At 70.7% G+C, this 23,189-nt stretch carries 26 protein-coding genes; 12 read left to right on the top strand and 14 right to left on the bottom strand.

Annotated elements, in window-relative coordinates; genetic code table 11:
- Positions 1 to 24: 24 nt before the first annotated feature.
- The 6 genes from AQI88_RS37770 to AQI88_RS37745 all read left to right on the top strand — a co-directional run bounded on the left by AQI88_RS37770 (position 25) and on the right by AQI88_RS37745 (position 5,270).
- Positions 25 to 606 carry a helix-turn-helix domain-containing protein gene (locus AQI88_RS37770; RefSeq protein WP_067009133.1) on the top strand — a complete coding sequence of 194 codons (582 nt, stop codon included), beginning with the start codon at positions 25 to 27 and terminating at the stop codon, positions 604 to 606.
- A gap of 101 nt (positions 607 to 707) precedes the next feature.
- Positions 708 to 1,679 carry an NADPH:quinone oxidoreductase family protein gene (locus AQI88_RS37765; protein ID WP_067008991.1) on the top strand — a complete coding sequence of 324 codons (972 nt, stop codon included), beginning with the start codon at positions 708 to 710 and terminating at the stop codon, positions 1,677 to 1,679.
- Positions 1,676 to 2,857, top strand: a complete 1,182-nt coding sequence (locus AQI88_RS37760) for an acyl-CoA dehydrogenase family protein (RefSeq protein WP_067008988.1) — start codon at positions 1,676 to 1,678, stop codon at positions 2,855 to 2,857. Before AQI88_RS37765 ends, AQI88_RS37760 begins: the two co-directional genes overlap by 4 nt.
- Positions 2,854 to 3,936 carry an acyl-CoA dehydrogenase family protein gene (locus AQI88_RS37755; RefSeq protein WP_067008985.1) on the top strand — a complete coding sequence of 361 codons (1,083 nt, stop codon included), beginning with the start codon at positions 2,854 to 2,856 and terminating at the stop codon, positions 3,934 to 3,936. Before AQI88_RS37760 ends, AQI88_RS37755 begins: the two co-directional genes overlap by 4 nt.
- Before the next feature lie 172 nt (positions 3,937 to 4,108).
- Positions 4,109 to 4,972: a phosphatidylinositol-specific phospholipase C/glycerophosphodiester phosphodiesterase family protein gene (locus AQI88_RS37750; RefSeq protein WP_067008982.1), complete on the top strand. Its 864-nt coding sequence runs from the start codon at positions 4,109 to 4,111 to the stop codon at positions 4,970 to 4,972.
- A 103-nt stretch (positions 4,973 to 5,075) separates the two neighbouring features.
- Complete coding sequence (locus tag AQI88_RS37745) at positions 5,076 to 5,270, top strand: hypothetical protein (protein WP_067008978.1); 195 nt, start codon at positions 5,076 to 5,078, stop codon at positions 5,268 to 5,270.
- 9 nt (positions 5,271 to 5,279) lie between these two features.
- Here the strand turns inward: AQI88_RS37745 and AQI88_RS37740 are convergent, their stop codons facing one another.
- The 3 genes from AQI88_RS37740 to AQI88_RS37730 form a co-directional block, all read right to left on the bottom strand.
- Positions 5,280 to 6,449, bottom strand: coding sequence for a phosphodiester glycosidase family protein (locus AQI88_RS37740; protein ID WP_067008974.1), 1,170 nt, complete (start codon positions 6,447 to 6,449; stop codon positions 5,280 to 5,282).
- A gap of 141 nt (positions 6,450 to 6,590) precedes the next feature.
- The gene (locus AQI88_RS37735; RefSeq protein ID WP_067008971.1) at positions 6,591 to 6,950 is read right to left on the bottom strand and encodes a DUF779 domain-containing protein; all 360 of its coding nucleotides are present in this window, start codon (positions 6,948 to 6,950) and stop codon (positions 6,591 to 6,593) included.
- A gap of 55 nt (positions 6,951 to 7,005) precedes the next feature.
- The gene (locus AQI88_RS37730) at positions 7,006 to 7,485 is read right to left on the bottom strand and encodes a PaaI family thioesterase (RefSeq protein WP_067009130.1); all 480 of its coding nucleotides are present in this window, start codon (positions 7,483 to 7,485) and stop codon (positions 7,006 to 7,008) included.
- Positions 7,486 to 7,570: 85 nt separating this feature from the next.
- Between AQI88_RS37730 and AQI88_RS37725 the strand changes: the two genes are divergently transcribed.
- Both AQI88_RS37725 and AQI88_RS37720 read left to right on the top strand, forming a co-directional pair.
- Positions 7,571 to 8,002 carry a MarR family winged helix-turn-helix transcriptional regulator gene (locus AQI88_RS37725; protein WP_067008968.1) on the top strand — a complete coding sequence of 144 codons (432 nt, stop codon included), beginning with the start codon at positions 7,571 to 7,573 and terminating at the stop codon, positions 8,000 to 8,002.
- Between the two features lie 33 nt (positions 8,003 to 8,035).
- Positions 8,036 to 8,533, top strand: a complete 498-nt coding sequence (locus tag AQI88_RS37720) for a hypothetical protein (protein ID WP_067008966.1) — start codon at positions 8,036 to 8,038, stop codon at positions 8,531 to 8,533.
- 84 nt (positions 8,534 to 8,617) lie between these two features.
- Here AQI88_RS37720 and AQI88_RS37715 read toward each other — a convergent pair whose 3' ends face one another.
- The 10 genes from AQI88_RS37715 to AQI88_RS37680 all read right to left on the bottom strand — a co-directional run bounded on the left by AQI88_RS37715 (position 8,618) and on the right by AQI88_RS37680 (position 17,401).
- The gene (locus AQI88_RS37715) at positions 8,618 to 10,600 is read right to left on the bottom strand and encodes an N-acetylmuramoyl-L-alanine amidase (protein ID WP_107118780.1); all 1,983 of its coding nucleotides are present in this window, start codon (positions 10,598 to 10,600) and stop codon (positions 8,618 to 8,620) included.
- Positions 10,601 to 10,814: 214 nt separating this feature from the next.
- A complete protein-coding gene (locus AQI88_RS37710; RefSeq protein ID WP_244184514.1) occupies positions 10,815 to 12,332 on the bottom strand; it encodes a M1 family metallopeptidase in 1,518 nt (505 codons plus the stop codon).
- Positions 12,333 to 12,501: 169 nt separating this feature from the next.
- A complete protein-coding gene (locus AQI88_RS37705) occupies positions 12,502 to 13,407 on the bottom strand; it encodes a GHMP family kinase ATP-binding protein (protein WP_067008963.1) in 906 nt (301 codons plus the stop codon).
- 84 nt (positions 13,408 to 13,491) lie between these two features.
- The gene (locus AQI88_RS48700) at positions 13,492 to 13,758 is read right to left on the bottom strand and encodes a protein-arginine deiminase family protein (protein WP_279616598.1); all 267 of its coding nucleotides are present in this window, start codon (positions 13,756 to 13,758) and stop codon (positions 13,492 to 13,494) included.
- Between the two features lie 107 nt (positions 13,759 to 13,865).
- Positions 13,866 to 14,678 (bottom strand): protein-arginine deiminase family protein, encoded by an 813-nt coding sequence (locus AQI88_RS48695; protein WP_279616597.1) that lies wholly within the window; start codon positions 14,676 to 14,678, stop codon positions 13,866 to 13,868.
- Positions 14,675 to 14,845, bottom strand: coding sequence for a hypothetical protein (locus AQI88_RS48690; protein ID WP_279616596.1), 171 nt, complete (start codon positions 14,843 to 14,845; stop codon positions 14,675 to 14,677). The genes AQI88_RS48695 and AQI88_RS48690 overlap by 4 nt, the downstream gene beginning before the upstream one ends.
- A gap of 95 nt (positions 14,846 to 14,940) precedes the next feature.
- Positions 14,941 to 15,291 carry a LysR family transcriptional regulator gene (locus AQI88_RS48685; RefSeq protein ID WP_279616595.1) on the bottom strand — a complete coding sequence of 117 codons (351 nt, stop codon included), beginning with the start codon at positions 15,289 to 15,291 and terminating at the stop codon, positions 14,941 to 14,943.
- Positions 15,292 to 15,343: 52 nt separating this feature from the next.
- On the bottom strand, positions 15,344 to 16,219 hold the full coding sequence (locus tag AQI88_RS37690; RefSeq protein WP_067008957.1) for an RNA polymerase sigma-70 factor: 876 nt from the start codon (positions 16,217 to 16,219) through the stop codon (positions 15,344 to 15,346).
- The gene (locus tag AQI88_RS37685) at positions 16,216 to 16,794 is read right to left on the bottom strand and encodes a carboxymuconolactone decarboxylase family protein (RefSeq protein WP_067008954.1); all 579 of its coding nucleotides are present in this window, start codon (positions 16,792 to 16,794) and stop codon (positions 16,216 to 16,218) included. Before AQI88_RS37685 ends, AQI88_RS37690 begins: the two co-directional genes overlap by 4 nt.
- A gap of 142 nt (positions 16,795 to 16,936) precedes the next feature.
- The gene (locus tag AQI88_RS37680; RefSeq protein WP_067008951.1) at positions 16,937 to 17,401 is read right to left on the bottom strand and encodes a nuclear transport factor 2 family protein; all 465 of its coding nucleotides are present in this window, start codon (positions 17,399 to 17,401) and stop codon (positions 16,937 to 16,939) included.
- Between the two features lie 158 nt (positions 17,402 to 17,559).
- Here AQI88_RS37680 and sigJ point away from each other — a divergent pair, with 158 nt between their 5' ends.
- The 4 genes from sigJ (at position 17,560) to AQI88_RS37660 (ending at position 21,285) form a co-directional block, all read left to right on the top strand.
- Entirely contained in the window at positions 17,560 to 18,501 is a 942-nt protein-coding gene (gene sigJ / locus AQI88_RS37675) for an RNA polymerase sigma factor SigJ (protein ID WP_067008948.1), read from the top strand.
- Positions 18,502 to 18,687: 186 nt separating this feature from the next.
- Complete coding sequence (locus tag AQI88_RS37670) at positions 18,688 to 19,182, top strand: effector-associated constant component EACC1 (RefSeq protein ID WP_159050492.1); 495 nt, start codon at positions 18,688 to 18,690, stop codon at positions 19,180 to 19,182.
- Positions 19,183 to 19,223: 41 nt separating this feature from the next.
- Positions 19,224 to 20,966 (top strand): caspase, EACC1-associated type, encoded by a 1,743-nt coding sequence (locus AQI88_RS37665; RefSeq protein WP_067008942.1) that lies wholly within the window; start codon positions 19,224 to 19,226, stop codon positions 20,964 to 20,966.
- Positions 20,967 to 21,078: 112 nt separating this feature from the next.
- Positions 21,079 to 21,285, top strand: coding sequence for a site-specific integrase (locus AQI88_RS37660; RefSeq protein ID WP_067008938.1), 207 nt, complete (start codon positions 21,079 to 21,081; stop codon positions 21,283 to 21,285).
- 964 nt (positions 21,286 to 22,249) lie between these two features.
- On the opposite strand, the gene AQI88_RS37655 is transcribed toward AQI88_RS37660, so the two are convergent.
- Positions 22,250 to 22,786, bottom strand: coding sequence for a hypothetical protein (locus tag AQI88_RS37655; RefSeq protein ID WP_067008935.1), 537 nt, complete (start codon positions 22,784 to 22,786; stop codon positions 22,250 to 22,252).
- Positions 22,787 to 23,189 lie beyond the last annotated feature (403 nt).

The following is a 23,189-nucleotide window of genomic DNA, read 5'->3' as shown; positions in this document are numbered from 1 at the left end:
CTTTGCCGAAAATGCAATATGGACATGAGCACCGAGAGCACCGACGACGTTCTGGCGGGCGTGGGCCCGCGGCTGCGGCGGATCCGCAAGGAGCGGGAGGTGACCCTGGCGGCGCTGTCCGGGGCGACCGGCATCTCCGTCAGCACTCTGTCCCGGCTGGAGTCCGGTCTGCGCAAGCCCAGCCTGGAGCTGCTGCTGCCCATCGCCCAGGCCCACCAGGTACCGCTGGACGAGCTGGTCGGCGCCCCGCCGGTCGGCGACCCCCGGGTGCGGGCGAAGCCCGTCGAACGGCACGGCCGCACCTTCTGGCCGCTGACCCGCCAGCCCGGCGGCCTCCAGGCCTTCAAGGTCCTGGAATCGCAGCGCAAGCAGGAGCCGGAGCCGCGCACCCACGAGGGGTACGAGTGGTTGTACGTGCTCTCGGGCAGGCTCCGGCTGGTGCTCGGTGAGCACGACGTGGTGCTGTCGGCGGGGGAGGCGGCGGAGTTCGACACGCGGGTGCCGCACTGGTTCGGGTCGACGGGGGAGGGGCCGGTGGAGTTCCTCAGCCTGTTCGGGCCCCAGGGGGAGCGGATGCACGTACGGGCGCGGCCGGCTCGTAAGTGACGCGTGCGACTGTTCCCTGAGCCGACTGTTCCCTGATCGGCAAGCGACCGCTTAGTATGCCGTCGGACCGGTCAGACGAAGCAGTCCCGTGGAGGCCCCGCATGCAGGCATGGCAAGTGCACGAGAACGGCGAGCCGCGCGAGGTGATGCGCCTGGCGGAGGTGGAGCGGCCCACGCCCGGTGACGGCCAGGTGCTGCTGCGCGTGCGGGCCGCCAACATCAACTTCCCGGACGCGCTGCTGTGCCGGGGGCAGTACCAGGTGCGGCCGCCGCTGCCCTTCACACCCGGAGTGGAGATCTGCGCCGAGACCGAGGACGGCCGCCGGGTGATCGCCAACCCCGCGCTGCCGTACGGCGGTTTCGCCGAGTACGCCGTCGCCGACGCCCGCGCCCTGCTGCCCGCGCCCGACGCGCTGGACGACGCCGAGGCCGCCGCGCTGCACATCGGCTACCAGACGGGCTGGTTCGGCCTGCACCGCCGGGCCCATCTGGAAGCGGGGGAGACCCTGCTCGTGCACGCCGCGGCCGGCGGGGTCGGCAGCGCGGCCGTACAGCTCGGCAAGGCGGCCGGGGCCACGGTGATCGGTGTCGTGGGGGGCGCCGACAAGGCCGCCGTCGCCCGCGAGCTGGGCTGTGACGTGGTCGTGGACCGCCGCAGTGAGGATGTGATCGCGGCCGTGAAGGAGGCCACCGGCGGCCGGGGCGCCGACGTGATCTACGACCCGGTCGGCGGCGAGGCCTATGCCCAGTCCGCCAAGCTCGTCGCCTTCGAGGGCCGGATCGTCGTCGTCGGCTTCGCCAGCGGCAGCATCCCGAGCCCTGCCCTCAACCACGCCCTGGTGAAGAACTACTCGATCCTCGGCCTCCATTGGGGCCTGTACAACACCAAGAACCCGAAGCTGGTCCTGCACTGCCACGAGCAGCTCACCGAACTGGCCGCGCAGGGCGCGATCAAGCCGCTGGTGAGCGAGCGGGTGCCGCTGGCCGGCGCCGCCGCGGCCGTGCAGCGGGTCGCCGACGGCGTGACCACCGGCCGGGTCGCCGTACTGATGGAGAACGGAGCCGCGGCATGACCGACGCCGAAGAACTGCAAAGCCGTACACGGGAGTTGCTGGCCGCGCACCCGCCCGCCGGGACCGACCACCTCGACTTCCTCCGGGCCCGCTTCGACGCCGGTCTGGCCTGGGTGCACTACCCGGAGGGCCTCGGCGGACTCGGTGTCCCGCGCGCCCTCCAGACCGTCGTGGACGCCGAACTGGAGGCCGCGGGCGCCCCGGACAACGATCCCCGGCGCATCGGCATCGGCCTCGGCATGGCCGCCCCGACCGTCCTGCGCTACGGCACCGAGGAACAGAAGCGGCGCTACCTGAGGCCGCTGTGGACGGGGGAGGAGGTCTGGTGCCAGCTGTTCAGCGAGCCCGGCGCCGGCTCCGACCTGGCCGCGCTCGGCACCCGGGCCGTCCGTGAGGGTGACGACTGGGTGGTCAACGGGCAGAAGGTGTGGACGTCCAGCGCCCACATCGCCCGCTGGGCCATCCTCATCGCGCGCACCGACCCGGACGTGCCCAAGCATGCGGGCATCACCTACTTCATCTGCGACATGACCGACCCCGGTGTCGAGGTGCGACCGCTGCGCCAGATCACCGGAGAGGCCGAGTTCAACGAGGTCTTCCTCACCGACGTCCGCATCCCCGACTCCCGCCGCCTCGGCGAGGTCGGCGACGGCTGGCGGGTCGCCCAGACCACGCTCAACAACGAACGCGTCGCCATCGGCGGCATGCGCCTGCCCCGCGAGGGCGGCATGATCGGCCCGGTCTCGAAGACCTGGCGGGAACGCCCCGAACTGCGCACCCACGACCTGCACCAGCGGCTGCTCAAGCTCTGGGTGGAGTCCGAGGTCTCCCGCCTCACCGCCGAGCGCCTGCGCCAGCAGCTCGTCGCGGGCCAGCCCGGTCCCGAGGGCGCCGGCATGAAGCTTGCCTTCGCCCGCCTCAACCAGGAGATCAGCGGCCTGGAGGTCGAACTCCGAGGCGAAGAGGGGCTTTTGTACGACGACTGGACGATGAGGCGCCCCGAACTGGTGGACTTCACCGGCCGCGACGCCGGCTACCGCTACCTGCGCTCCAAGGGCAACAGCATCGAGGGCGGGACCAGCGAGGTCCTGCTGAACATCGTCGCCGAGCGCGTCCTCGGCCTGCCCGCCGAGCCGCGCACCGACAAGGACGTCGCCTGGAAGGACCTCGCCCGATGAGCACACAGCCGGATCTTCTCTACTCCGAGGAGGAAGAGGCGCTGCGCGCCGCCGTCCGCGACCTGCTCACGGACCACTGCGCACCGGCCGACGTGATCGTCCGCACCGAGTCGGACGCCCCGCACGACCTCGCCCTGTGGAAGTCCCTCGCCGACGGCATGGGCCTGGCCGGGCTGCTGGTGCCCGAGGCGCAGGGCGGCCAGGGTGCCACCCACCGCGAAGTCGCCGTCGTTCTCGAGGAGCTGGGGCGGGCGGTCGCGCCCGTGCCGTACCTCACCAGCGCGGTCGTGGCCACCGAGGCCCTGCTGGCCTGCGAGGACGAGGAACTGCTCACCCGCCTGGCCGCCGGGCGGACCATCGGCGCCCTCGCGGTCGGGCTGCACACGGCTCCGGGCGCCGCCCTCAGGACCGTACGGCTGGACAACGGCACCCTGCACGGGGAGCTGACCGGCATCGCGGACGCGGCCGCCGCCGACGTGCTGCTCGTCCCGGCCGACGACGGCGGGCTGTACGCCGTGGCCGCCGACGCGGTGACCATCACCCCGCAGGTCTCCCTGGACCTGACCCGGCCCCTCGCCACCATCACCCTCGACGGCGCCGAAGGCCGCCGGATCGGTACCGCCGAGCCCGCCGTACGACGGGCCCTGCGCGCCGCCGCCGGACTGCTCGCCTCCGAGCAACTGGGCGTCGCAGACTGGGCGTTGACCGAGACGGTCCGGTATCTGAAAGAACGCAAGCAGTTCAACCGGCCGGTCGGCGGCTTCCAGGCGATCAAGCACCGGCTCGCCCAGCTGTGGCTGGAGGTCGTCAACCTCCGGGCCGCCGCCCGCGCCGCCGCGGACGCGCTGGCCTCCGGCGAGGACACCGACGTGACGGTGGCCGTCGCCCAGGCCTACGCCGCCTCCGTCGCCGTACACGCCGCCGAGGAGGCGCTCCAGCTCCACGCCGGCATCGGTATGACCTGGGAGCACCCGATCCACCTGTACCTCAAGCGGGCCAAGGCCGACTCGATCGCCTACGGCACCGCGGGCGCGCATCGCTCGGCGCTGGCCGAACTGGTCGACCTCCAGGCACCCTGACCCCCGGCGCGTGAAGCCCGCCCCACCTGGGGCGGGCTTCTCCGTGCCCGTGCTCCGGACAAGTGAACAGAGGGCGGCAGTCCGGCCAACTCCCTGCGGGGTGGGGCCCGTTGAGTGGCGAGCGCACGCATACTCTCCCCGGTCCCATCCGGCCCCTCAAGGGAGGCAGAGCATGGCCCTCACCACCCGTCGCAGAGCCCTCACCACCCTCGGCGCCGCCCTCGCCGGCGCGGTCGCCCTGCCCGCCACCGACGCCTGGGCGGGCGGCGGCCACCGTGGCCCGCGCCCGCTGTGGAACGCGCACGCCCACAACGACTACGAGCACCCGCGGCCCCTGCTCGACGCCCTCGACCACCGCTTCGGCAGTGTCGAGGCCGACATCTTCCTCGTCGGCGACCAGCTCCTCATCGGCCACGACGCCTCCGAGCTGGACCCGACCCGCACCCTCGAATCCCTCTACCTCGACCCGCTCGCCGCCCGCGTCGAGGCCAACCACGGCTGCGTCTACCGGGGTTGGCGGCGGCCGTTGCAGCTCCTCATCGACATCAAGACCGAGGGCTCCTCGACATACCTCGAACTCGACCGGCACCTCAGGTGCTACCCGCACCTGTTCACCACCTACGCGCGCGGCCGTGTCCACCGTGGACCGGTCACCGCCGTCATCTCCGGCGACCGCGCCGCCCGGATCCCCCTGGAGGCCCAGACCGAGCGCCGCGCCTTCTACGACGGCCGGCTCACCGACCTCGGCAGCGCGGCCCCCGCCTCCTTCATCCCGCTGATCAGCGACAACTGGACGCTGAACTTCACCTGGCTGGGCCAGGGTCCCTTCCCGGACGCCGAGCGGCAGAAGCTGCGCGGCATCACCGGCGCCGCCCACGCGCGCGGGCAGGAGATCCGGTTCTGGGCCACTCCGGACGCGGCCGGAGCGGCCCGGGACGCCCTGTGGACGGAACTCCTGGCCGGTGGTGTCGACTACCTCAACACCGACGACCTCGCCGCCCTGGAGGCGTTCCTCGACGGACAAATGTCCGCATAACACCACACGATCGGGGGACATGTCAGCCGCCCGGACGAACCCTCCGCTACGCCACACTTGCGGCCGAACGCCGCTCAAGGGGGCGTGGCGGAGGAGGTTCCCGATGGCCGTTTCCATCTCTGTGGTGCTGCTGCTCCTGGTCATTGCCGTGATCTTCATGCGCAACGGAGCGCTGAAGGTCTCGCACGCTGTGGTCTGCATGCTGCTCGGCTTCTACCTGGCCGGCACCAGCATGGCGCCGACCATCCACAGCGGGCTCACCGCGACCGCCGACCTGGTGAGCAGCCTGCGGCCCTGAGCCGCGGGGTCAGGACGAGAAGACCCCGATGCCGCTCGGCACGGGGCGTTCGGCGCCGCCGCTCGGGTGGTTGCGGACCGTCACGCTGCTCGCGCCCGCATCGCGGGTGACCATCTCCGACGAGCCGCCGCCGTCGAGGTTGAACGCGTCGGACGCGCCCAGATCCTGCATGACGTCCGCCTCTTCCGCGATGGTCAGGCCGCTCCGGTAGGCGGCGGCCCCGTCCAGCGCGAGAAGCAGCAGCTGCTGCCCGCCGTCCGCGAAGCCCACGACGGTGCGCACGGCCGAGGTGGAGTCGTCGAGGCCGGACAGCGGCTCGCCGTCACGCAGGACCGGGTAGCCGCCGATCGCGAACGTGTACGGGACCTTGCTCGTGGCCGCCACCAGGCTGTGCGTGACGGTGACCCGGTCTCCCACCGACAGCTTGCGCAGCTCCTGCGCACCCTCTTCGCGGCCCACCAGGACGGTGGTGTCCGCGGCGATCGAGCCGCTGCCCGGGGTGTCGGACGCGGAGACCACCTGCCCCCCCTTCACCGTCACCTCGTAGGTGTCCGTGCTGCACGCCGCCGCCCGGTCGGTGTCCGTGCCGCAGGTCGCCCGCACCCGTGAGGCGCTGCCCCACCGCGAGGTGAAGGCGCCGACGGAGTTCTCCGCGAGCGCGTACTGGTTGAGGCCCTTGAGCGGGAACTTCCCCTCCGGCGTGCCGACGGAGCCGGTGAGCGTGAGACGGTCGAGTCGGGCCCGGTGGTCGGTGCCCACGCCGAAGACGTCCGTCGTGGTGGTCCCGGGCGGCAGCGAAGGCCCGAACCGCTGGCCCTTCGGCACCGCCGCCTTCAGCACCTGCCCGCCCGCGATCGCCGGTCCCACCGTCGCGCCCGTCGCCTCGACGCCCGGGTGCTGGGTCTCGGTGATGTTGAAGAAGTCGCCGTTGGCGCCGGCGAACGCGCCGGCCGAGTCCGCCAGCTTCGACACGGTCGAGCGGGCCGCCACCGACCCCGGGTACAACAGGTCCAGGCGGACGTGCGGATTGTCCAGGGCGACGGTGAGCAGATGGGCGTGTGCCTCCCCTGCCGCCGCCGAGATGTCGAACTGCCGGTAGGTGATTCCCGGTGCGACCCGTTGGCCCAGCGGTACGGCACCGGCCGGTGCCGCCCCCGTCAGAGCCGCACCGGCCAGCACGCCGAACGCCGTGAGAACCGTGAGAACCGATCTGCCTGCTGCCGTCTGCCGCCGATCGCGCGCCACTGCGCCCCCTGATGTCTCGTCAACTCTCCCAGGACTCAAGGGAAGTGCACCAGACGGGGAAGGCGTACGGGGTGGCTAGGCGTCGACTACGCGAGAACGGGTGAGAAAACGCACCCCCTCGGGTGCCTCCAGCGAGAATCCGCTCCCCCGTCCGGGTACCACGTCCACGATCAGCCGGGTGTGGCTCCACACCTCGTACTGGCTCCTCGACATCCAGAAGGTCACGGGCTCCTCGACACCCTCCACCGCCAGCTCCGCGAGGAGCACGTCCGAGCCGCCGGTACGGAACTCGCCGTCCGGGTAGCACATGGGCGCACTGCCGTCGCAGCAGCCGCCGGACTGGTGGAACATCAGCGGGCCGTGCTCGGCCCGCAGCCGGCGCACCAGCTCGGCGGCCTGTGGGGTGAGTTCGACGCGGGGGACTTCCTCTTCCATGGTCACCGTCCTGGAGAGCCGGGGGGCGTCGGACGCGAACCAGTCTCACGGCTCGTCAGGAGTGCGTCCAGCGGGCGTCCTTCGAAGGCTGCAGCGGGCGGCCGGTCCAGCTCTGCGCGTGTCCGGCCACCGAAACGGTTCCCTGGGCCACCGCACACAACCGGGGCGTGCCGTCGGCGGCGATGGCGGACACGTCGCAGCGGCACACGGCGCGGGTGCGGCCGGCCCGGACGACGTGGGCCTCGGCGTGCAGGAGGGTGCCGGTGGCCGGCCGCAGATAGTCGATGGTGAAACCGGCGGTGACGACACGGGGGCCGAGCACGGCACCGGCGGCGAACGTCAGGGCGTTGTCCGCCGCGTAGCCGAGGACCCCGCCGTGCAGGAAACCGTGCTGCTGGAGCAGCTCCTCGCGGATGTCGAGTTCGAGCGTGGCCGCGCCGGCCCCGAAGGCCACCAGCCGTGTCCCGAGCAGCACGCTGAACGGCTGCGCCGCCAGGGCCTCGCGGGCCGATTCCAGGTCGAGGGTGTCCGTCACGTCCCCGGTGTCCTTCACGCACGCACCTCACTTCACCAGTGAAGTGAGGGTGGTGCCGACGGGGTGCGTCTGTCAAGATCGGCCCATGTCCGAGCCCGCCGACCAGCGCCTGTTCTTCCTCCTTCAGCGCGCCGCGCACCGGCTGCGCACGACGGCGGACCGGCGCTGCCTGGCCGCCGCCGGCATCACCACGGCCCAGCTCGGCGCCCTGTACGCGGTGCACGACAGGCCGGGCCTCACCCAGGGCGAACTGGCCCGCGCGCTCGGCCTCGGGGAGCCGGCCGTCACCGGTCTGGTACGACGGCTCGTCACGGCCGGGCTGCTGACCAGAGCCGCGCATCCGCGCGAACACCGCGCTGTCGTGCTGGAGCTGACCGACACCGGGTCGACCGCACTGGACGCCGCCAGGCCCGAGGTCGACCGCTTCAACACCGAACTGCGCGGCCTCCTCGGGGACGACGGATTCGGCCGTACGGCCGAGGCGCTGCACAGGCTGACCGAGTGGGAAACGAGATGACAGGAGTGCGGGTGCAGGGGAGAGGATGACCCCATGCATCACTCGCCCTTCCACCGGCCCGACCCGCGCTTCGTACCCGCCGGCGAACACCCGCTCTGGGACGTGGCCCTGGCGGCGGTCAACCGGGACCTGGCGGTGACCCTGCCGGAGCAGCGGCCCCTGTGTCTCATGGCACTGCCGCCCTGGGAGGACGGCGAACCGGAGCAGGTCCACGTCGCCCTCGCCGACGGCCAGTGGCACGGGAACTCCTTGTGGGCCGGGCCCCGTACCGCCGCCGACGCCCTCGCGGCCGTCGCCGAAGCCGCCCAGGACACGGTCACGGAGCGCCTGTGGCAGGCGTGGCCGATCTGCTCCGTGCACGACCTGGGGATGCATGTACGCAAGGTGTCCGGGCGCCCGTCGTGGTGGTGCGCCGGTGCGGCCACTCCGGGCGACCCGCCGCACATCCGGGCCGCCATAGGCGAGTTGGACACGCTCCAGCGCCCGCACCGGCCGAACCGGAAACGCCGCAAGAAGCGCGCACAGGGCTGACCGGGGCGGCCGCGGGCCCGGCACGGCGGTCGTGTCGTCGTCCTGGCCGCCCGGCCCACCCACCGGCCCATCCACCGGGCCGGGTCAGCGCAGGGGAGGGCGTGCCGCGTGTCCGGGCGGGCCCGCCGCGGCCGACGCGGTCACCACGTCCACATCGCTCGCCCGGACGTAGGCGAGCCGGTGGCCGAGCTGGATCTCGTAGTACGCCTCCTGGCCCTGCACCACTGGTGACGGGGAGTCGCCGCCGGACGCCTTCTCCAGGTAGGAACCGAGCACGCGGGACTGCGTCACATACCGCTGACCTGCGCGAAGGGTGTACGGGAGCGGCGACGACTCGGGCTGCTCGTCCACCTCCTCCGGGTAGGCGTCCTCCTCCGGAAGGGCGCGGCCGAACACCTCGACCTCCCTCAGGCCGTCCTTCGGGGTCACCATCCGGCCGCGCGCACCGACAGCGGTCGGATGCTTCTCCGGGTTCTTGAACCAGGCCTTCCGGCCCTGGTACCAGATCGCCGTCCAGTCGCCGCTGCGTTCGGCGACCGCGAAGCTCTGGCCCGCGGAGACCCGTGACCCCAGGTCGTCGACGTCCGCCGTGGAGTCGTCGCCGTCGGGGCGCCGGCCCGGGTCCTGGATCAGCGGAGCGTCGTCGTCCGGCTCGGTGCGCAGGCGGACGGCGCTGGAGCCGTGCGGCGCACACTGCACACCGCCCTTGGTGCACCCCGTGAACAGCGGCTTGTGGTGGGCGTAGTCCGGCAGGATCATCACGATGTCGCTGTTCGGACCGGCCGTGGCCCTGAGCGGCGCGCCGAGCAGGTCGAAGTAGTGCCGCCAGTCCCAGAAGGGGCCGGGGTCGTCGTGCATGTCCGGGATGGTGTCCTCGGTCGGGGCCGGTACGTTGTCGTGGCCGAAGACGTGCTGCCGGTCGAGCGGCACCCCGTACTTCTTCGCCAGATACTTCACCAGGCGGGCCGAGGACCGGTACATCTGCTCCGTGTACCAGGCGTCGGGCTGCCGCAAAAATCCCTCGTGCTCGATGCCGATCGAGCGGGCGTTCACGAACTGACTGCCGGAGTGCCAGGCCGCGTCCTTGATCCTGATGTGCTGGGTGACGTGGCCGTCGCTGGAGCGGATGGAGTAGTGCCAGGACGACTCCTCCGGATCCTGGATGGTCTGGAGCATCGACGTCAGCGGAGCCTCGGTGTCGTGGATGACGATGTAGTCGATCCGCTGGTCCCTGGGCCGGTCGGCCAGTTGGTGGTTGCCGTACTCGTCGTCGTCGATCTCGACGTACGGCGCCTTCAGCCAGGAGCAGGACAGCTCTGCCGGGCAGTCGACCTCCGTCGGCCGCCGTGGTGCCTGGGCGAGGGGAGCGGGCGGGCGGACGCGGGGGCTCGCGGGCAGGCTGACGCGCTGCCCCCCGTCGGTGGTGCGGTGCGCGCCCCGGCGGATCACATCGAAGACGTCGTCCGCGTACACCACCGCCGACGCACGGTCGGTCGTGCCCGGGAAGCGTGCCACGGCCTCCCACCAGTCCACCGGGTTGGGGCTGAGCGGCTTGCCGAGCTGTCGTTGGGCCGCCGCGAGGAGGGCCGCGCCACCGCGGACGTTGGCGTCGTCGTCGGTCCGCAGCTGCGCGGCAGGTAGTCCGATCAGGCCGGCGGCCCTGCGGAGGTCCGCCGACTGCCCGGTGGTGCCGGCCGGCGAGTTCTGCGGGCGGGAGCCGGGCGGCCCCGCCGTCACCGCGTGCGGCCGGCCCGGCTGCCGCGCCCCGGACCCATGGGCGTCCACCAGGTGCATCGGCCCGTAGCCGCCGACGACGCTCGGGATGCCCGGATGGGAGTCCCACCTCGACTGCAGGTAGGACACGCCCATGAGGATGCTTCGGGGCACGCGGTACTCGTTCGCGGCGGCCGTGTAGTCGTCTTGCAGGCGTTGGTCGGCCGGTGGGCCGGCCTCGCCCGAGCGGTCGATCAGCAACGGAACCAGAAGCGCCGCCGAAGCGGTCACGCAGATGATCCGCCGGTGCCCGCGTACGGCACTGGAGATGCGCGGGGCGACGCGTTTTTTCATGGAGGTGCCTCCGACGAGGTTCAGCGCGGCCAGGACAAACGCGACCGGGGCAAAGGGGGTTGCCCTTCAGGGCAAAGACGGTTGCCCATCACGTCACCCCTCGTACGTTTCCGTGCCTCGCGCGCCGCGTCGCGCCGAGCGTCACCGGCGTGGACCAGCCGAGGGCCGAGGCCACCCGGTCGGCGGCAGCCCGTCCGCTTCGGCGGCGGAGGGCTCAGTCCTCCTCGACCGGGTCCACCTGCCAGTCGGGGTGCCCGGGCATGGGCGGGGTGTGCGCCCCGTACAGCCACGGCGTCAGAAAGGGAGTCAGATCCTCGCCTGCGACGTCGGACGCGAGCCTGACGAAGTCCTGGGTGCCGGCGGCCCGGCCCCGGTACGTGGTCACCCAGGACCGTTCGATCCGGTCGAAGGTGTCCTCGCCCACCTTCTCCCTGAGTGCGTAGAGCACCAGCGCCGAGCCGTCGTAGCGCATCTGCCGGAACAGGGCCGGCTCGGTGGGCTGGGCGGGCGCGCCGTCGTCGTGCCGCCACTGGTCGTGCTGTGCGTACGCGGCCCGCATCATGTCCTCCAGGCCGGGGCCGCCGCGCGTGTCGGCGTACAGAAGCTCGTAGAAACGGGCGTGTCCCTCGCTCAGCCACAGGTCGGACCACCGCCGGATCGCCACGCTGTCGCCGGTCCAGTGGTGGGCGAGTTCGTGGACGAGGTTGCGCTCGGCGTCGATCCGGTCGCCCAGCAGGTCGGCGCTCGGCACGACGGACAGCGACTGCGTCTCCAGTGCCACCGGCAGGTCGGTGTCCCCGACCAGGACGCCGTAGCGGCGGAAGGGGTAAGGGCCGAGCCGCTGTTCCAGCCAGGCCAGGTGCTCGGGGGTGAGCGCACGGTATGCCTCGGTGTCGCCGACCAGGCCTTCCGGGACCACGTCCCGCACGGGCAGCCCGCCCGGGCCCCTGCTGTCCTCGAAGGCGAGCTTTCCGATGGCCAGCTGGACCAGCTGGGCCGCGACCGGATGCTCGGAGTCGTACGTCCACCGGACCCGTCCGTCGGGTTGCCGTACGTGTTCGACGAGCCGCCCGTTGGCCACCGCGGTCAGGCCCGGCGGGGTGGTGATGCGGAAGGTGAACGGCGCGCGCACGCTGGGGTGGTCGTCGGCCGGGAAGACCATCTTGGCGCCGTCGGGCTGGGGAGACAGCAGGATGCCGTCGGGCGTGGGCACCCAGCCGTAGTCCTGGATCGCGTCGTCGCGGTGCCGTCGCTGCGTCGGGTCGGCGGTGTAGGCGACCCGGACGGTGAACGCACGGCCCCGGGGGATCGGCTGCGCCGGAGTGACGACGAGCTCGTCGCCCTCGCGTACGGCCTTGGCCGGGGTGCCGTCGACGGTGACCGTGTGCAGCGTGTTGCCCGCGAAGTCGAGGTCGAAGCGGGACAGGACCTGGGTGGCGGTGGCCCTGATGGCGGTGGTGGCCGGGAAGGGCGTGCGGGGTGCGCGCCAGTCGAAGGTGAGGGTGTAGCGGGCGACCGTGTAGCCGCCGTTGCCGTCGAGCGGCAGCAGCGGGTCGCCGATGCCCCGGGCGCCGGGGGACGGGGCCTCGGCGGAGGCACGGGGCGCGGGATGCCCGGCGTGCGCCGGCGCGCGGTGCTCGGCGCGGGGGAGGACGACGATGAAGACGGCGGCGCCCGTGACACCGACGGCACCGGTCAGGGCGAGGGCTGCGCGGCGGGTACACGCCTTCACCGGAGGAACCGGCGCGCAGGGAGAGCACGGATCGGCCGACTGGCGGCAGTCGCGATGTCCATGATCGTACTATTTCAGCAAGAGATCATGTATGTCATGTTTGACGCTTCGTTGCTTCGTTGCTTCGTTGCTTCGTTGCTTCGTTGCTTCGTCGTGAGGCAGGGCCCGTTCATTCGGGTGTCGTGAACTTCCACAGCTCGACCACGCCGGTGCTGCGCAACAACTCCTCGGCGTAGCCCGAGCGGGCGTCGAGATCGGGATCGTCGCGGTCGAAGAGCAGTCCCGCGATGTCTCCGCTGTGCGAGACCTGAAGACCGACCGCGCGCGTTTCCGCGACGATCGCCAGAAGGCGGTCGAGCCGGGGGACGGGCAGGTGGCGCTGGTTGAGCCTGGCGCTGGCGGTGGCCACCAGCCCGAACAGCCGCACGTCCTTGGCGAGGATCGCCTCGCGGAGCATGGCGCGTAGCTCGGCGAACTGCCGGACCTCCTGGTCCGTGTAGCGCGCGGGCGGCAGGGCCAGGGTCTCCACCCCGCGGCCGGCTCGGTCCGGCCTGGACCCGAAACCCAGCACGTGCACGGCCGGCAACGGGTAGCCGAAGTCCTCGATCAGCACACCGTCCCGATGCGCGAAGAGGACCGAATCCGGCCCGAACATCAGTGAGTCCGAGGCGGTTTCCGCGCGGACGGCGAGCCGGGCCGTCTCCTGCGCGGACAACCGCAGCGAAAACCTGTCCTGTACGGCGCCGATGGCAGCAAGCACGTCGCTCGTGGACGACCCGAAGCCACGCGAGAGCGGTACCTCACTGTGTATCTCCAGGTGTCCGCCAACAGGCAGCCCGAACAGCCCAAGGGTGAGTTGGGCGGCTGTCCTCGCCTTGCTCTTCCAGCCGGGGGAGACGGAGAGCCTGGGTCGGCCGTTCGTGGTGAACGTCGCGTGCACGGAGTACAGGGGGCAGGGGAGAGTGACCAGCCCTCGGCGGAGTACGCCCCCCTCGGTGAACAGTCCCTGCAGAACCTCACCGTGGTGGACCGGGGCCGACGCTTCCCCCACCTGCCTGCTGCTCAGATCCACCATTTCCCCGACTCCCCGTGCTGCTTCGACAGGCTACGCCGGTGGCGCGGACGGTGTCGGCCTGCGCCGGGGAACCGTGCATGCCGGTCAGCGCGCCGGGAGCTGCCACCACGCGGCCGACACGTTGCGCAGGGTGTTCGTGCCGCAGTGCACCTCGCCCATGCCGAGGTGGTACGTGTAGTGGTCGTCGATGTACGACACCTTCAGTCCGGCACGCCGGTAGGTGGCGTCGACCGCCTCGGTGAAGACGTCCTTGCCGCCGATGACCGGTCCCCACTGCCGCGGGGCGAGGTAGCGGTCGCGGCCCAGGAGTACGCCGTTGACGGCGACGGGGACGTACGCGCTGGTCGTCACCGTCGCCGGGGCCGCCGCACGAGAGGCGGTCCCGTTCCCGGCGAGTCACTTCTGCCGGCCGTGCCGGCCGAGCGCGTCCACCAGGGCGGAGCCGGCGCCCATCCGCGTCAGGCGCGGTACGGGGGTGGCCCCCGGCCGTTGTCCGGTGCTTCCGCCTCGCGCGTGTACAGGGCGGGTACCCGAACGATCTCGTCGTCGGTGACGCCCGTCGCCCGCTTCAGGATCTCCAGGGTGGCCGCGATGCGCCGTGCCGCCCTCTCGTTGTCGGCCATCAGATGCCGGGAGGCGAGCGCCTGGTCGATGGTCTCCTTCGGCGCCGGTACGCCCTTCGCCGCCGGGACGGAGAACATCTTCGTCCTGCCGTGGCCGTCGCGTCGGGCATCGCGCAGCAACCGCAGTCCGGCCTGCGGGTCGGCGACGCCGATCCGCAGGCCGCGCGGGGTGTCGGCGGGCAGCAACTGCACGAACTCGTCGACGTGTCCGACGCCCAGCCACGAGGTGTCCAGCAGCAGCGGGTCCTGGAGGCCCTGCGCCCCGAGCAGCGTCCGCATCACCTTCGACGAGCGCGCCCCGCTGTCCTTGCGCTCGCCCATGATGATGCGCCCGGCCGGGAACGAGCGCCCGCCGTGCGCACAGGGCGGAACGGTCTCCAGGTTCCCCATGGAGTTGAGCGACCAGTCGTCCGGGCGGGCCCGGTCGGTGACCTGTACGACGCCGATGTCGCGGCCGCGCACCTTCTCGAACAGCTCGCGGCCCGCCTCCCGGTCCGCCTGGGCAGAGCGCAGCATCACCCGCATGACCTGCCGGTGGCCGCCCGGGCCGGTCATGCTGACGTAGGCGGGCTCCACGAAGTCCTGGGTCCAGGGGGCCCCGTACTTGTCGAAGGTGACCAGAGGCTTGGTGATACCGGCCTTCTTCACTGGAGGTGGTGCTGAGTCAGAAGCGGAGCGTCGCCCAGGGTGACCGAGTCGGAGGAGGTCCGGCCGGCGGACGTCGTCGTCAGGCGGATCACCGCCCGGCCGTCCCACTTCGCCGGGTCCCGGATCACGTCGGTGGCCTCGACACCGGGCTCCACGCCCGAGCGCAACTCGGCGGCGGTCAGCCGGGTCCGGGGCGTGACGAAGATCCACCTGCTCGAACGCTTGCGGAAGACGTGGGTGTGCCTGGCGCCCGCAGTGACCTTCAGACGACGCCGAGCCGCAGGGTGCCGACGAGCCCCGCCTCGACCTGCCCGGCGACCTCCTGCGCGTGCTGCGCGGCCGCCACCGGCTCGCGGCACTCCGCAGCGAAGGCCCGGCCGGTCTCGGTGAGCGTCACCTTGCGCCCGCTGCGGTCGAACAGCCGTACGCCCAGCCGGCGTTCCAGCTGGAGGATCGCCTGGCTCAGCGGCGGCTGCGACATACGGAGCCGTTCCGTGGCGAGCCCGAACCTGCCCGGGCCGGCGGCGGGCGCCGTCGAACCGGCGCAGATCCCACGCAACGGACACTGTTCGTCGGGCGGGCCGCGCATCACCGACGCGGTCGGCGGGGTCACGTGCGTGTTCCGGCCGGTTCCCACCACCCGGAACACGCACGACGCCCGAGCATCAGCCGGATTGCCTGGCGAGTTCGGCCAGTTCGTCGAGCCGGGACAACTTATGCGGGTTTCGCACCACGTAGATCCGGGTGACCCGCCCGTTCTCCACCACGAGGCTCACCGCGGCCGGCTCGCCGTCGAACTCGATCCGGCCCGCAGGCGCGCCGTTGAGCCAAACGGCCCTCGCCTCGAACGCGGCCACCACCTGGTTCGCGCGTGCGAGCAACTTCGCCACCACGTCGGCCCCGTGGACCGGAGCCAGGGCGGCGGCCACCAGTCCGCCACCATCGGCGATCATGACCACGTCCGGCGCCATGACGTCCAAGAGCTCCTGCAACTGCCCGGTGCGCAACGCGAGCAGGAAGCGATCCACCACGGTCTGCTGCTCCGACCGGCTCACCTGCACCCGCGGCCGCCGAGCCGCCACGTGCTCGCGGGCCCGCCGCGCGATCTGCCGCACCGCTGCCGCGGACTTCCCGATGGCCCCGGCGATCTCGCCGTACGGCATCTCGAAGACCTCACGGAGCACGAACACCGCCCGCTCCGCCGGACCGAGCGTTTCCAGCACGGTCAGCATCGCGATCGAGACGCTCTCCGCGAGTTCGACGTCCTCGGCGACATCAGGGCTGGTCAACAGGGGCTCCGGCAGCCACTCGCCCACGTAGTCCTCGCGGCTGCGGGACAACGTCCGCAGGCGGTTGAGCGACTGCCGCGTGACGGCCCGGACGAGGTACGCCCGCGGGTCACGCACCTGCGACCGGTCGACGTCGGCCCACCGCAGCCAGGACTCCTGCACCACGTCCTCCGCGTCGGCCGCGGAGCCGAGCATCTCGTAGGCGAGCGTGAACAGCAGGCTGCGATGGGTGACGAAGGGGTCCTCCGTCATGCCGTGGACGCCACGCCGGTGCCGGCCGCACGTACGGCCAGCGGGATCTCGCAGGCATCGGAGTAGCCCTGCGAGGTGATTCCGTGCGCCGTGTTGCACCTGGTCGCGAAGTTGGCGAAGCCGATGAACACGGTGAGCTCGACCATCGCGGCCGGGCCGAGCCGGTCGAGCAGGCTCGCGTACAGCTCGTCGGTGACGGTCGGCGGTGTGTTCGTCATGGCCTCCGCATACTCGAGGACGTCCCGCTCCAGCGGCGTGAACACCTCCGACTCGCGCCAGCGCGGCACTTGGCTCGCCTTGGCCAGGTCCAGGTCCTGGTTCTGCGCGTGGAAAAAGTTGATGTCCAGGCACCAGCTGCACCCGACCTGTGCCGCAACAGCCATGTGCGCGAACGTCTTGAGGCTCGCGTCGGCCGCGTCCCACGCCGCCAGCCTGGCCGAGAACTCCTGGTTGGCCTCGGCGACCTTGGGATGGTTCGCCAGCACTTCGGCGGGCTCGGGCACGGCACCGAGCTGCTTGATCATGATCTCCCTGAACTCGGGTGCGAGCTCGGCCTTCGGGACGCGAAGCGCCATGGTGTTCTCCCTGTGCGGTGGCCTGTTCGGCTGTTTGGCTGTTCGACATGAAGACACCGCCGGGCCCGTGCATGTGACAACCTCACGGCGGCATCGCATGCCGGGCGACGAAGCCGACGCGGTTGCATGGGTTCCGGGACGCTCACGACGCGCGTACGGAGCCTGGCGCGGGGTGGGGCGCCGAGCCCGTCAGCGGCGTCGTGTCGAGGTACCTGACCTCGTAGCGGCGTTCGGTGAACCGCCAGCCGTCCCGGGTGCGCCGGTAGCGGTCGTGGTACAGGGAGTGGTTCAGGTATGAATTCCCGTCGTGCATACGGCCGAACTCCGCGACGTAGGCACGGCCGACCGCCGTGTCGCCCTCGATCCGGATCGTGCCCGGGTGCACGGTCTGCACGAAGTACTCCCAGTGCCCCTGCAGCCTCTCGATCGCGGCGCGGATCTCCTTCCGGCCGACGAACTCGACGGGGATGTGGGGCATCCGCCAGGCGCCGTCGTCGGTGAACAGCGACGCGAAGCGGTCGTAGTCGTGCATCATCCCCGCGTCGGTGAACTCGCCCCGCAGCGCCTCGATTTCCACGCGATCCTCGAGGGCCTGGATGTCGGTCATGGTGTCGATGGGCCTTTCTGTCCGATGGCGGGTGGGTGTCTCAGCAGTACGACGAGACAGCCGCCCGGAATGTCAGGTGGGCGTCCCGCCTCACATTCCGGGAGGGTCGTTCGTCGTACTGGAGTGAGCAGAGGCGACCAGGGAGAGTCGGGAACACCATGAACACCTCGTCCGAGCCGGGACCCGGTCCGCTCGATCCGGGCCTGAGCACGATCATGAGCGAGCGACGTCATCTGATCGGCGTGGCGTACCGGCTCCTCGGTTCCCTGGCCGACGCCGAGGACGTCGTACAGGAGACCTACGCCCGCTGGTACGCGATGTCCCCGCAGCGGCAGGAAGCCGTCAACCGTCCCGGCGCCTGGCTGACGAAGGTCGCCAGTCGCATCTGCCTCGACCTGCTCGGCTCGGCACGGGCCAGGCGCGAGAGCTACGTAGGCGAATGGATCCCCGAGCCGCTGCCCGGACGCTCGGTGTGGATCGACGAGCGGCCGGGTGACATCACGGCCGACCCGGCCGAGCGGGTCACCCTCGACGAGTCGGTCCACATGGCCTTCCTCGTCGTCCTCGACTCGATGACCCCGGCCGAACGCGTCGCGTTCATCCTGCACGACGTCTTCCGCTACTCCTTCGCCGAAGTCGCCGAGATCGTCGGCCGCACCCCGGCCGCTTGCCGCCAGCTGGCCTCCTCGGCCCGCCGACGCCTCCACGCGACGCAGGCCCCCACGGCTCCGGCGGCTCAACGTGCCGACATCGTCAGGGACTTCAAGCGAGCCTGGGAAGCCAAGGACATCGACGGCCTCATCGGCCTGCTCGCGCCCGACGCCAGGGCGGTCGGCGATGGCGGCGGCCTCGTCAATGCCGTACTGCGTCCCATCGAAGGCAGCGATCGGATCGCGCACTACCTGATCGACCTCGTCGGCAGGGTGCCCGACCTGACGATCCTGGAGCACACGGTCAACGCCCAGCCCGGACTGACGGCCCAGCAGGACGGCGTCACCGTGGCGGTGTTCGCATTCGACGTCGCGGGCGACCGGATCACGCACATCTGGGCGGTCCGGAACCCCGAGAAGCTCCGCCCCTGGACGACGCGGACGGCGTAGCCGTCGATCGTGAGCACGGTGGGCGTTCCGGCGGTTGCCGCCGCCCGGAAGAATGCCGCGGATCTTCGACCGGGGCCGAGGTCACAGCGGCGGTCATCTTCGCCGAAGTCGATGGGGAAGACCCGGTTGCCGATTCGCGCGCGGGGCCCACGCGCATCCGTGCAACCCGTTATGCTCAGCGGCCACGTGACGTGCGTACACAGCGCGATGGAGGGCCGGGGGATGCGGGTCCGTATCGAGGTCATCGAGGTCGTCGAGGCGGAGCGGGGCGAGGAACCGGACGCCCATGCCGAGGCGGTGCGGTCGCTCTACCAATGGCTGGTCAGCGATCCCGGGGTGGGCAGCGCCGTCGACGAGCTGTCCCTCGCCTCCGGCAACTCGGCCGCTGCACCGGACGAAGAGACCGACCTCATGGGGTCAACGGCGCTGGACGCGGTCGTCGCCGTACTCAACGGGGCTGCCCCGTTGGCCCAGCTTGCCCTGACTGCGGCCACGTGGCGACTGTCACACCCGCGCCGGCCTCAGGTCCGTCTGGAGCGGGACGGGACGACCGTCCTCCTGTACAGCACCGACCCTGAGGAGATCCGTCAACTCGTGGAGGCGCTGAGCGCCACCAACCCTGAGCCGCACCCTCTTGCACACCGCACCGGTGACCACGCGACGCCCTCATCGCCGGAGTAGCAGCGTTGCCGCAACTCTCCGATCCCGCAGCATCACAAGCCATGCTGATCGGTACTTACGCGTACGAGAGCCTGGGTGACCTTCCAGCGGTCGAACGCAATGTCAGACGGCTCGGTGAGCTCATGCGCGACCCGGAGTTGTGGGGGCTCCCGGAGGACCGGTGCATCGAACTTCTCCAGCCCTCACGCAAGGACGTCTTCGACACCCTGCACACCGCCGCTTCCGTTGCCGCCGACACGCTGGTGCTGTATTTCGCGGGCCACGGCCTGATCGACCCCTACACGCGCGAGCTGTACCTGGCTTTGGAGGACTCCTGCGAGGACCGCCTGGACAGAGCTCTACGATACGAAGATCTACGGCGTGTGCTGGCGCCCCCGTACGCGGCGGGTGGGCCGCGGGCCCGCCGTAAGGTCGTCATCCTGGACTGCTGCTGGAGCGGTGCCGCACTGGACGGCACCATGGCCGCAGCCGACGGGATCCTAGGACGGCAAGCCGATATCCGCGGTACGTTCGTACTGACCGCCACCGCAGCGACACGACAGGCGCTCGCCCCGAAAGGCAAGCCCTACACCGCTTTCACCGGCGAACTCATCGACGCCATTGTCCGCGGGGTCCCGGGCGCGCCCGAGTTGCTCAGCATGTCGACTCTGTACGATCACCTTGCCGAGTCGCTCCCGGCCAAAATGCTGCCTCCGCCGCAACAAGGCCACCGCAACTCTGCCAGCCATATCAGCCTATTCCGGAACCGCGCCTTCCAGCCCCCTGATCCCCCCTCAAGGCAACCCGCACCGCCGTTACTCGCCACGGAAGACCAAGACGGCGCGCGGCCCCGGATCCCGGTCGCCCGTCGCCGGGCACTTCTGATGGCGGTGCTGTTAGCCACATCAGTGGCGTCAGGCATCGCCGTCCGGGAGTGGGCGACTGCCTCTGATGTCGGCGACTGTCCCGAAGGCAGGCTGACTCTCACCGGTTCCACGGCCTTCGCACCCCTCATGCGCAAAGCCGCTGCTCGGTACGCGAGCGACTGCCCGGACGCCAGGTTCTCCTTCGAACTCCTCGGCGGCTATGAGGTGCAGAGCTCACTCAACCGCGTGGCGCAAGGCAAGGATTCCGGGAGTTCGCAGACGCTGGCTTTCACCGAAGGCGAAGCCCGCCAAGCCGATCCACGGTTTGTCCGGTACCCGATCGCCTACTCCCTTTACACATTCGTCGTCAACAAGGATGCGGGAGTCACAGGGCTGTCCCTGGATCAGATCAGGAAGATCTACTCGGGGGAGGTCAGCAACTGGAAACAGGTGGGCGGCAAGGATCTGCCGGTCCGTCTCGTCAGTCGGCCGGCCGACTCCAGCACCCGGCAGATCCTCGAGCAGAGCGTTCTCGGGCGACCTGAGCCCGCGCTGACCTCCACCGACTGCAAGAGTCCGGACCGTGGTGCCACGCACCGTATCGTCCGCTGTGAACTCAGCTCGACCCGTGAGGTGCTGGACACGGTACCGGCAATCCCCGGTGCCCTCGGCTACAGCGAACTCGATGAAGCCTCGAGGACTGCCGACCTGCTCCTCAACCTCGACGGGCATGCGGCAGGCAGACAGACCGCCAGCTACTACAACTATCCCTTCTGGAGAGTGACGTACGCCTACGCCAACGGGCTTCCGTCCCACGGCTCGCTGGCCTCTGCCTTCCTGCGATACCTCACGAGCGATGCGGGAAGCGACATGTTGCGCGCTGCGGACCGAGGCTTGTGCTCACCCGAGGACAGGTCCGAGTGCCGCCCCATGCCGTGATCGCTTCCATACGGCCCGTGACGGCGTAGTCGCGCCAAGGCGACGGCGCAGCGGCAGCGGCCAAGTGGAGTTCACGCGGTACGTGTCAAGGTCTCCAAGTCGCCGGCAGATTTTGGCCAAGCTCGCTTACATCTCCGGCGTCCGCGCGAGCGAGAAGTGCGCGGTCCGCCTCTGGGACCTCTACTGGGAGCTGGGGCAGTGGGGCCGGCTCGTGGTCCAGGGCCAGGAAGCCGGCGGCTCGGGCAGGCGTGAGCGGCAGGCATACCTGTTCGCGGAAGGACGCAAGCTGCTGTGGCGGTACATCGAGGAAATCCGCTGATCTTGCGGATCTTTCCGTGACGATCCCTCGGATCCGGCCGCACCACTGTTCCTCTCCGAAGGGCGGGCCGCGGGCGGTGGCGGCCTTGAACATCGCCGTGGCCACGCAGTGCAGCCCGACGCGTTCCGCACGGCGCTCAAGACCGCTGGCGAGCTCTCTCTTCCCGGGCCGGTGACCTGCTTGATTCCCATCTCTTCCGGCACGCTCGGGCGACACATCTCTACGAGAGCAGCATGGCGCTAAGGGACGTCCAAAGGTCCTTGGCCATATCTGGGCCAGCACTACGGGCCGCCACCTCTCGACCGTCCAGGCGGACCCGGACCCGGACCCGGAGCCGGCCGGCCTGCAGTCCATGCGCCGGGCGGTCCGGCGGCTGAGCATGGAGCGACTGCACTGTCGCCGGCCTGATGCAGGCCGAGCCGGAGTCGTATCGTGCCTCTCGCGAGCAGGGCGAACGCCGGGTGGCCGGCCTTCCCTCCGGCCCTGAGCTGCCCGTTCCCCGCGGGCGGCTCCTGGTCGCCGGGGCCGCGGTTGAACCCCGTTCGCGACGACCAGAGAGTCTGCCCACCGCACGTTCCCGGTCAGCTGTCCTGGCCGCCACTGCCACTGCCACTGCCACTGCCACTGCCACGGACATTGGCGATGGACCACGCGCATCGGATAGCAGACCGAACTTTCCCGGAACTGCCGGCGATCGCCGCGGCCGTCGGCCGGATGGCGGCCGAGACAGGACCGATTCATCGACGAGGCACGGGAGACCGCTGACCCGGTCCGGTTGATGCGCTTGTTCGGCATCACCTCGCACACCGCGATCCCCTACGTCCGCGCCGCCCACCCCGAATGCTTCACCATCGACCCACGCAGGCGTGAGCCTTACTGACGCCGCTGGCCAAGGACACAGAACTCGTTACTCCGATTATGCCCCCTTTGTGGTGTCTTTCGAGAAGCACTCCATGGCGCACCCTCAGTCGCAGGGAGTAGCAGTCATCACGCGGTTGATCACCGTGGCGCCGCCGCTCTTCATGATGGCAGTCACCTTGGAGCAGGAGAGGTAGCCCTTCGGGCTGGTGACATACACAGGGCCGGCGTACTGACTGAAGGTGCCTTCCTCCGTGTCACAGGTGGGGTTCGTCCTGTTGGGGCAGAGCTTGAGCTTCATGTACTGCTTGGCGCCGGTGTTGTTGTCGAAAATGGCACAGACACCAGTGAGGCCGGATGATCCGTCCTTCGTGTATGTGAACAGCGTGCCGAGCCTGGTTGCATCAGGAAGCCGCTCGGCCACGTAGAGCTTGTAGCCGGAACCGCAGCGGGTGGCTGCTGCACGTACCGCCTGTGGATCTTCGGCCGCGACGGCACGCGTTGCCCCATCCGCCGGTGCGGAGATCTGGACCGGCGACCCTGTGCTGGCGTCGGCGGCCACGGCCTGCGGAACGGCAAGCGCCGTGGCCGCGAGAGCAGTGGTCATGAAGGCAGCGCGTGCAGCGCGGATGGCGAACGCCATGTCTCTCCCCCGTGTTCGATTGTGAGGCCGTGAGGCCGGCCTCGCCTTGCACCACCTGACAGGGCAGCGCAGGACCAGGATCCTGTGCTCCTGCCGGAAAGTCGTTAGCGCTGAGTGCACACCTGACTTGGCCCGGAGTGCACTTCGGGGACTTGAGCGCGGCACGGACCCTGCGGTACTCGGCGTTGTCCTGCTCACCCGGGCGCAGAGCCTGCCCAAGGCGTTGGCGGTGCGGTACCGATCCCGCAATTGAGCCAGGCGCTGTCGCCGAGAACTGTCACGCCCTCACTGTGCCGCCGCCGGGCATGTGTATTCGCCGTGGTGACCGGCACCGGACGGGCTGCCGCGCTGCGTGACCTGCAGCCCGGTGAAGATCAAACCGTTCATCACATGCTTGTCGTCT

This window comes from Streptomyces cellostaticus, assembly GCF_001513965.1.
Lineage (GTDB): Bacteria > Actinomycetota > Actinomycetes > Streptomycetales > Streptomycetaceae > Streptomyces > Streptomyces cellostaticus.
This window is presented reverse-complemented; position numbering and strand designations above follow the sequence as displayed.

Excerpts from the sequence above, each read along its gene's own strand:
- AQI88_RS37680 (WP_067008951.1), bottom strand. The coding sequence starts at position 17,401 with ATGACCGACATCCAGGCCCTCGAGGATCGCGTGGAAATCGAGGCGCTG.
- AQI88_RS37770 (WP_067009133.1), top strand. The coding sequence starts at position 25 with ATGAGCACCGAGAGCACCGACGACGTTCTGGCGGGCGTGGGCCCGCGG.
- AQI88_RS37690 (WP_067008957.1), bottom strand. The coding sequence starts at position 16,219 with ATGACGGAGGACCCCTTCGTCACCCATCGCAGCCTGCTGTTCACGCTC.
- AQI88_RS37685 (WP_067008954.1), bottom strand. The coding sequence starts at position 16,794 with ATGGCGCTTCGCGTCCCGAAGGCCGAGCTCGCACCCGAGTTCAGGGAG.
- AQI88_RS37705 (WP_067008963.1), bottom strand. The coding sequence starts at position 13,407 with ATGGTGGATCTGAGCAGCAGGCAGGTGGGGGAAGCGTCGGCCCCGGTC.
- AQI88_RS37715 (WP_107118780.1), bottom strand. The coding sequence starts at position 10,600 with ATGAAAAAACGCGTCGCCCCGCGCATCTCCAGTGCCGTACGCGGGCAC.
- AQI88_RS37755 (WP_067008985.1), top strand. The coding sequence starts at position 2,854 with ATGAGCACACAGCCGGATCTTCTCTACTCCGAGGAGGAAGAGGCGCTG.
- AQI88_RS37655 (WP_067008935.1), bottom strand. The coding sequence starts at position 22,786 with ATGGCGTTCGCCATCCGCGCTGCACGCGCTGCCTTCATGACCACTGCT.
- AQI88_RS37745 (WP_067008978.1), top strand. The coding sequence starts at position 5,076 with ATGGCCGTTTCCATCTCTGTGGTGCTGCTGCTCCTGGTCATTGCCGTG.
- AQI88_RS37725 (WP_067008968.1), top strand. The coding sequence starts at position 7,571 with ATGTCCGAGCCCGCCGACCAGCGCCTGTTCTTCCTCCTTCAGCGCGCC.
- AQI88_RS37765 (WP_067008991.1), top strand. The coding sequence starts at position 708 with ATGCAGGCATGGCAAGTGCACGAGAACGGCGAGCCGCGCGAGGTGATG.
- AQI88_RS37735 (WP_067008971.1), bottom strand. The coding sequence starts at position 6,950 with ATGGAAGAGGAAGTCCCCCGCGTCGAACTCACCCCACAGGCCGCCGAG.
- AQI88_RS37665 (WP_067008942.1), top strand. The coding sequence starts at position 19,224 with ATGCTGATCGGTACTTACGCGTACGAGAGCCTGGGTGACCTTCCAGCG.
- AQI88_RS37760 (WP_067008988.1), top strand. The coding sequence starts at position 1,676 with ATGACCGACGCCGAAGAACTGCAAAGCCGTACACGGGAGTTGCTGGCC.
- AQI88_RS37750 (WP_067008982.1), top strand. The coding sequence starts at position 4,109 with ATGGCCCTCACCACCCGTCGCAGAGCCCTCACCACCCTCGGCGCCGCC.
- sigJ (WP_067008948.1), top strand. The coding sequence starts at position 17,560 with ATGAACACCTCGTCCGAGCCGGGACCCGGTCCGCTCGATCCGGGCCTG.
- AQI88_RS37720 (WP_067008966.1), top strand. The coding sequence starts at position 8,036 with ATGCATCACTCGCCCTTCCACCGGCCCGACCCGCGCTTCGTACCCGCC.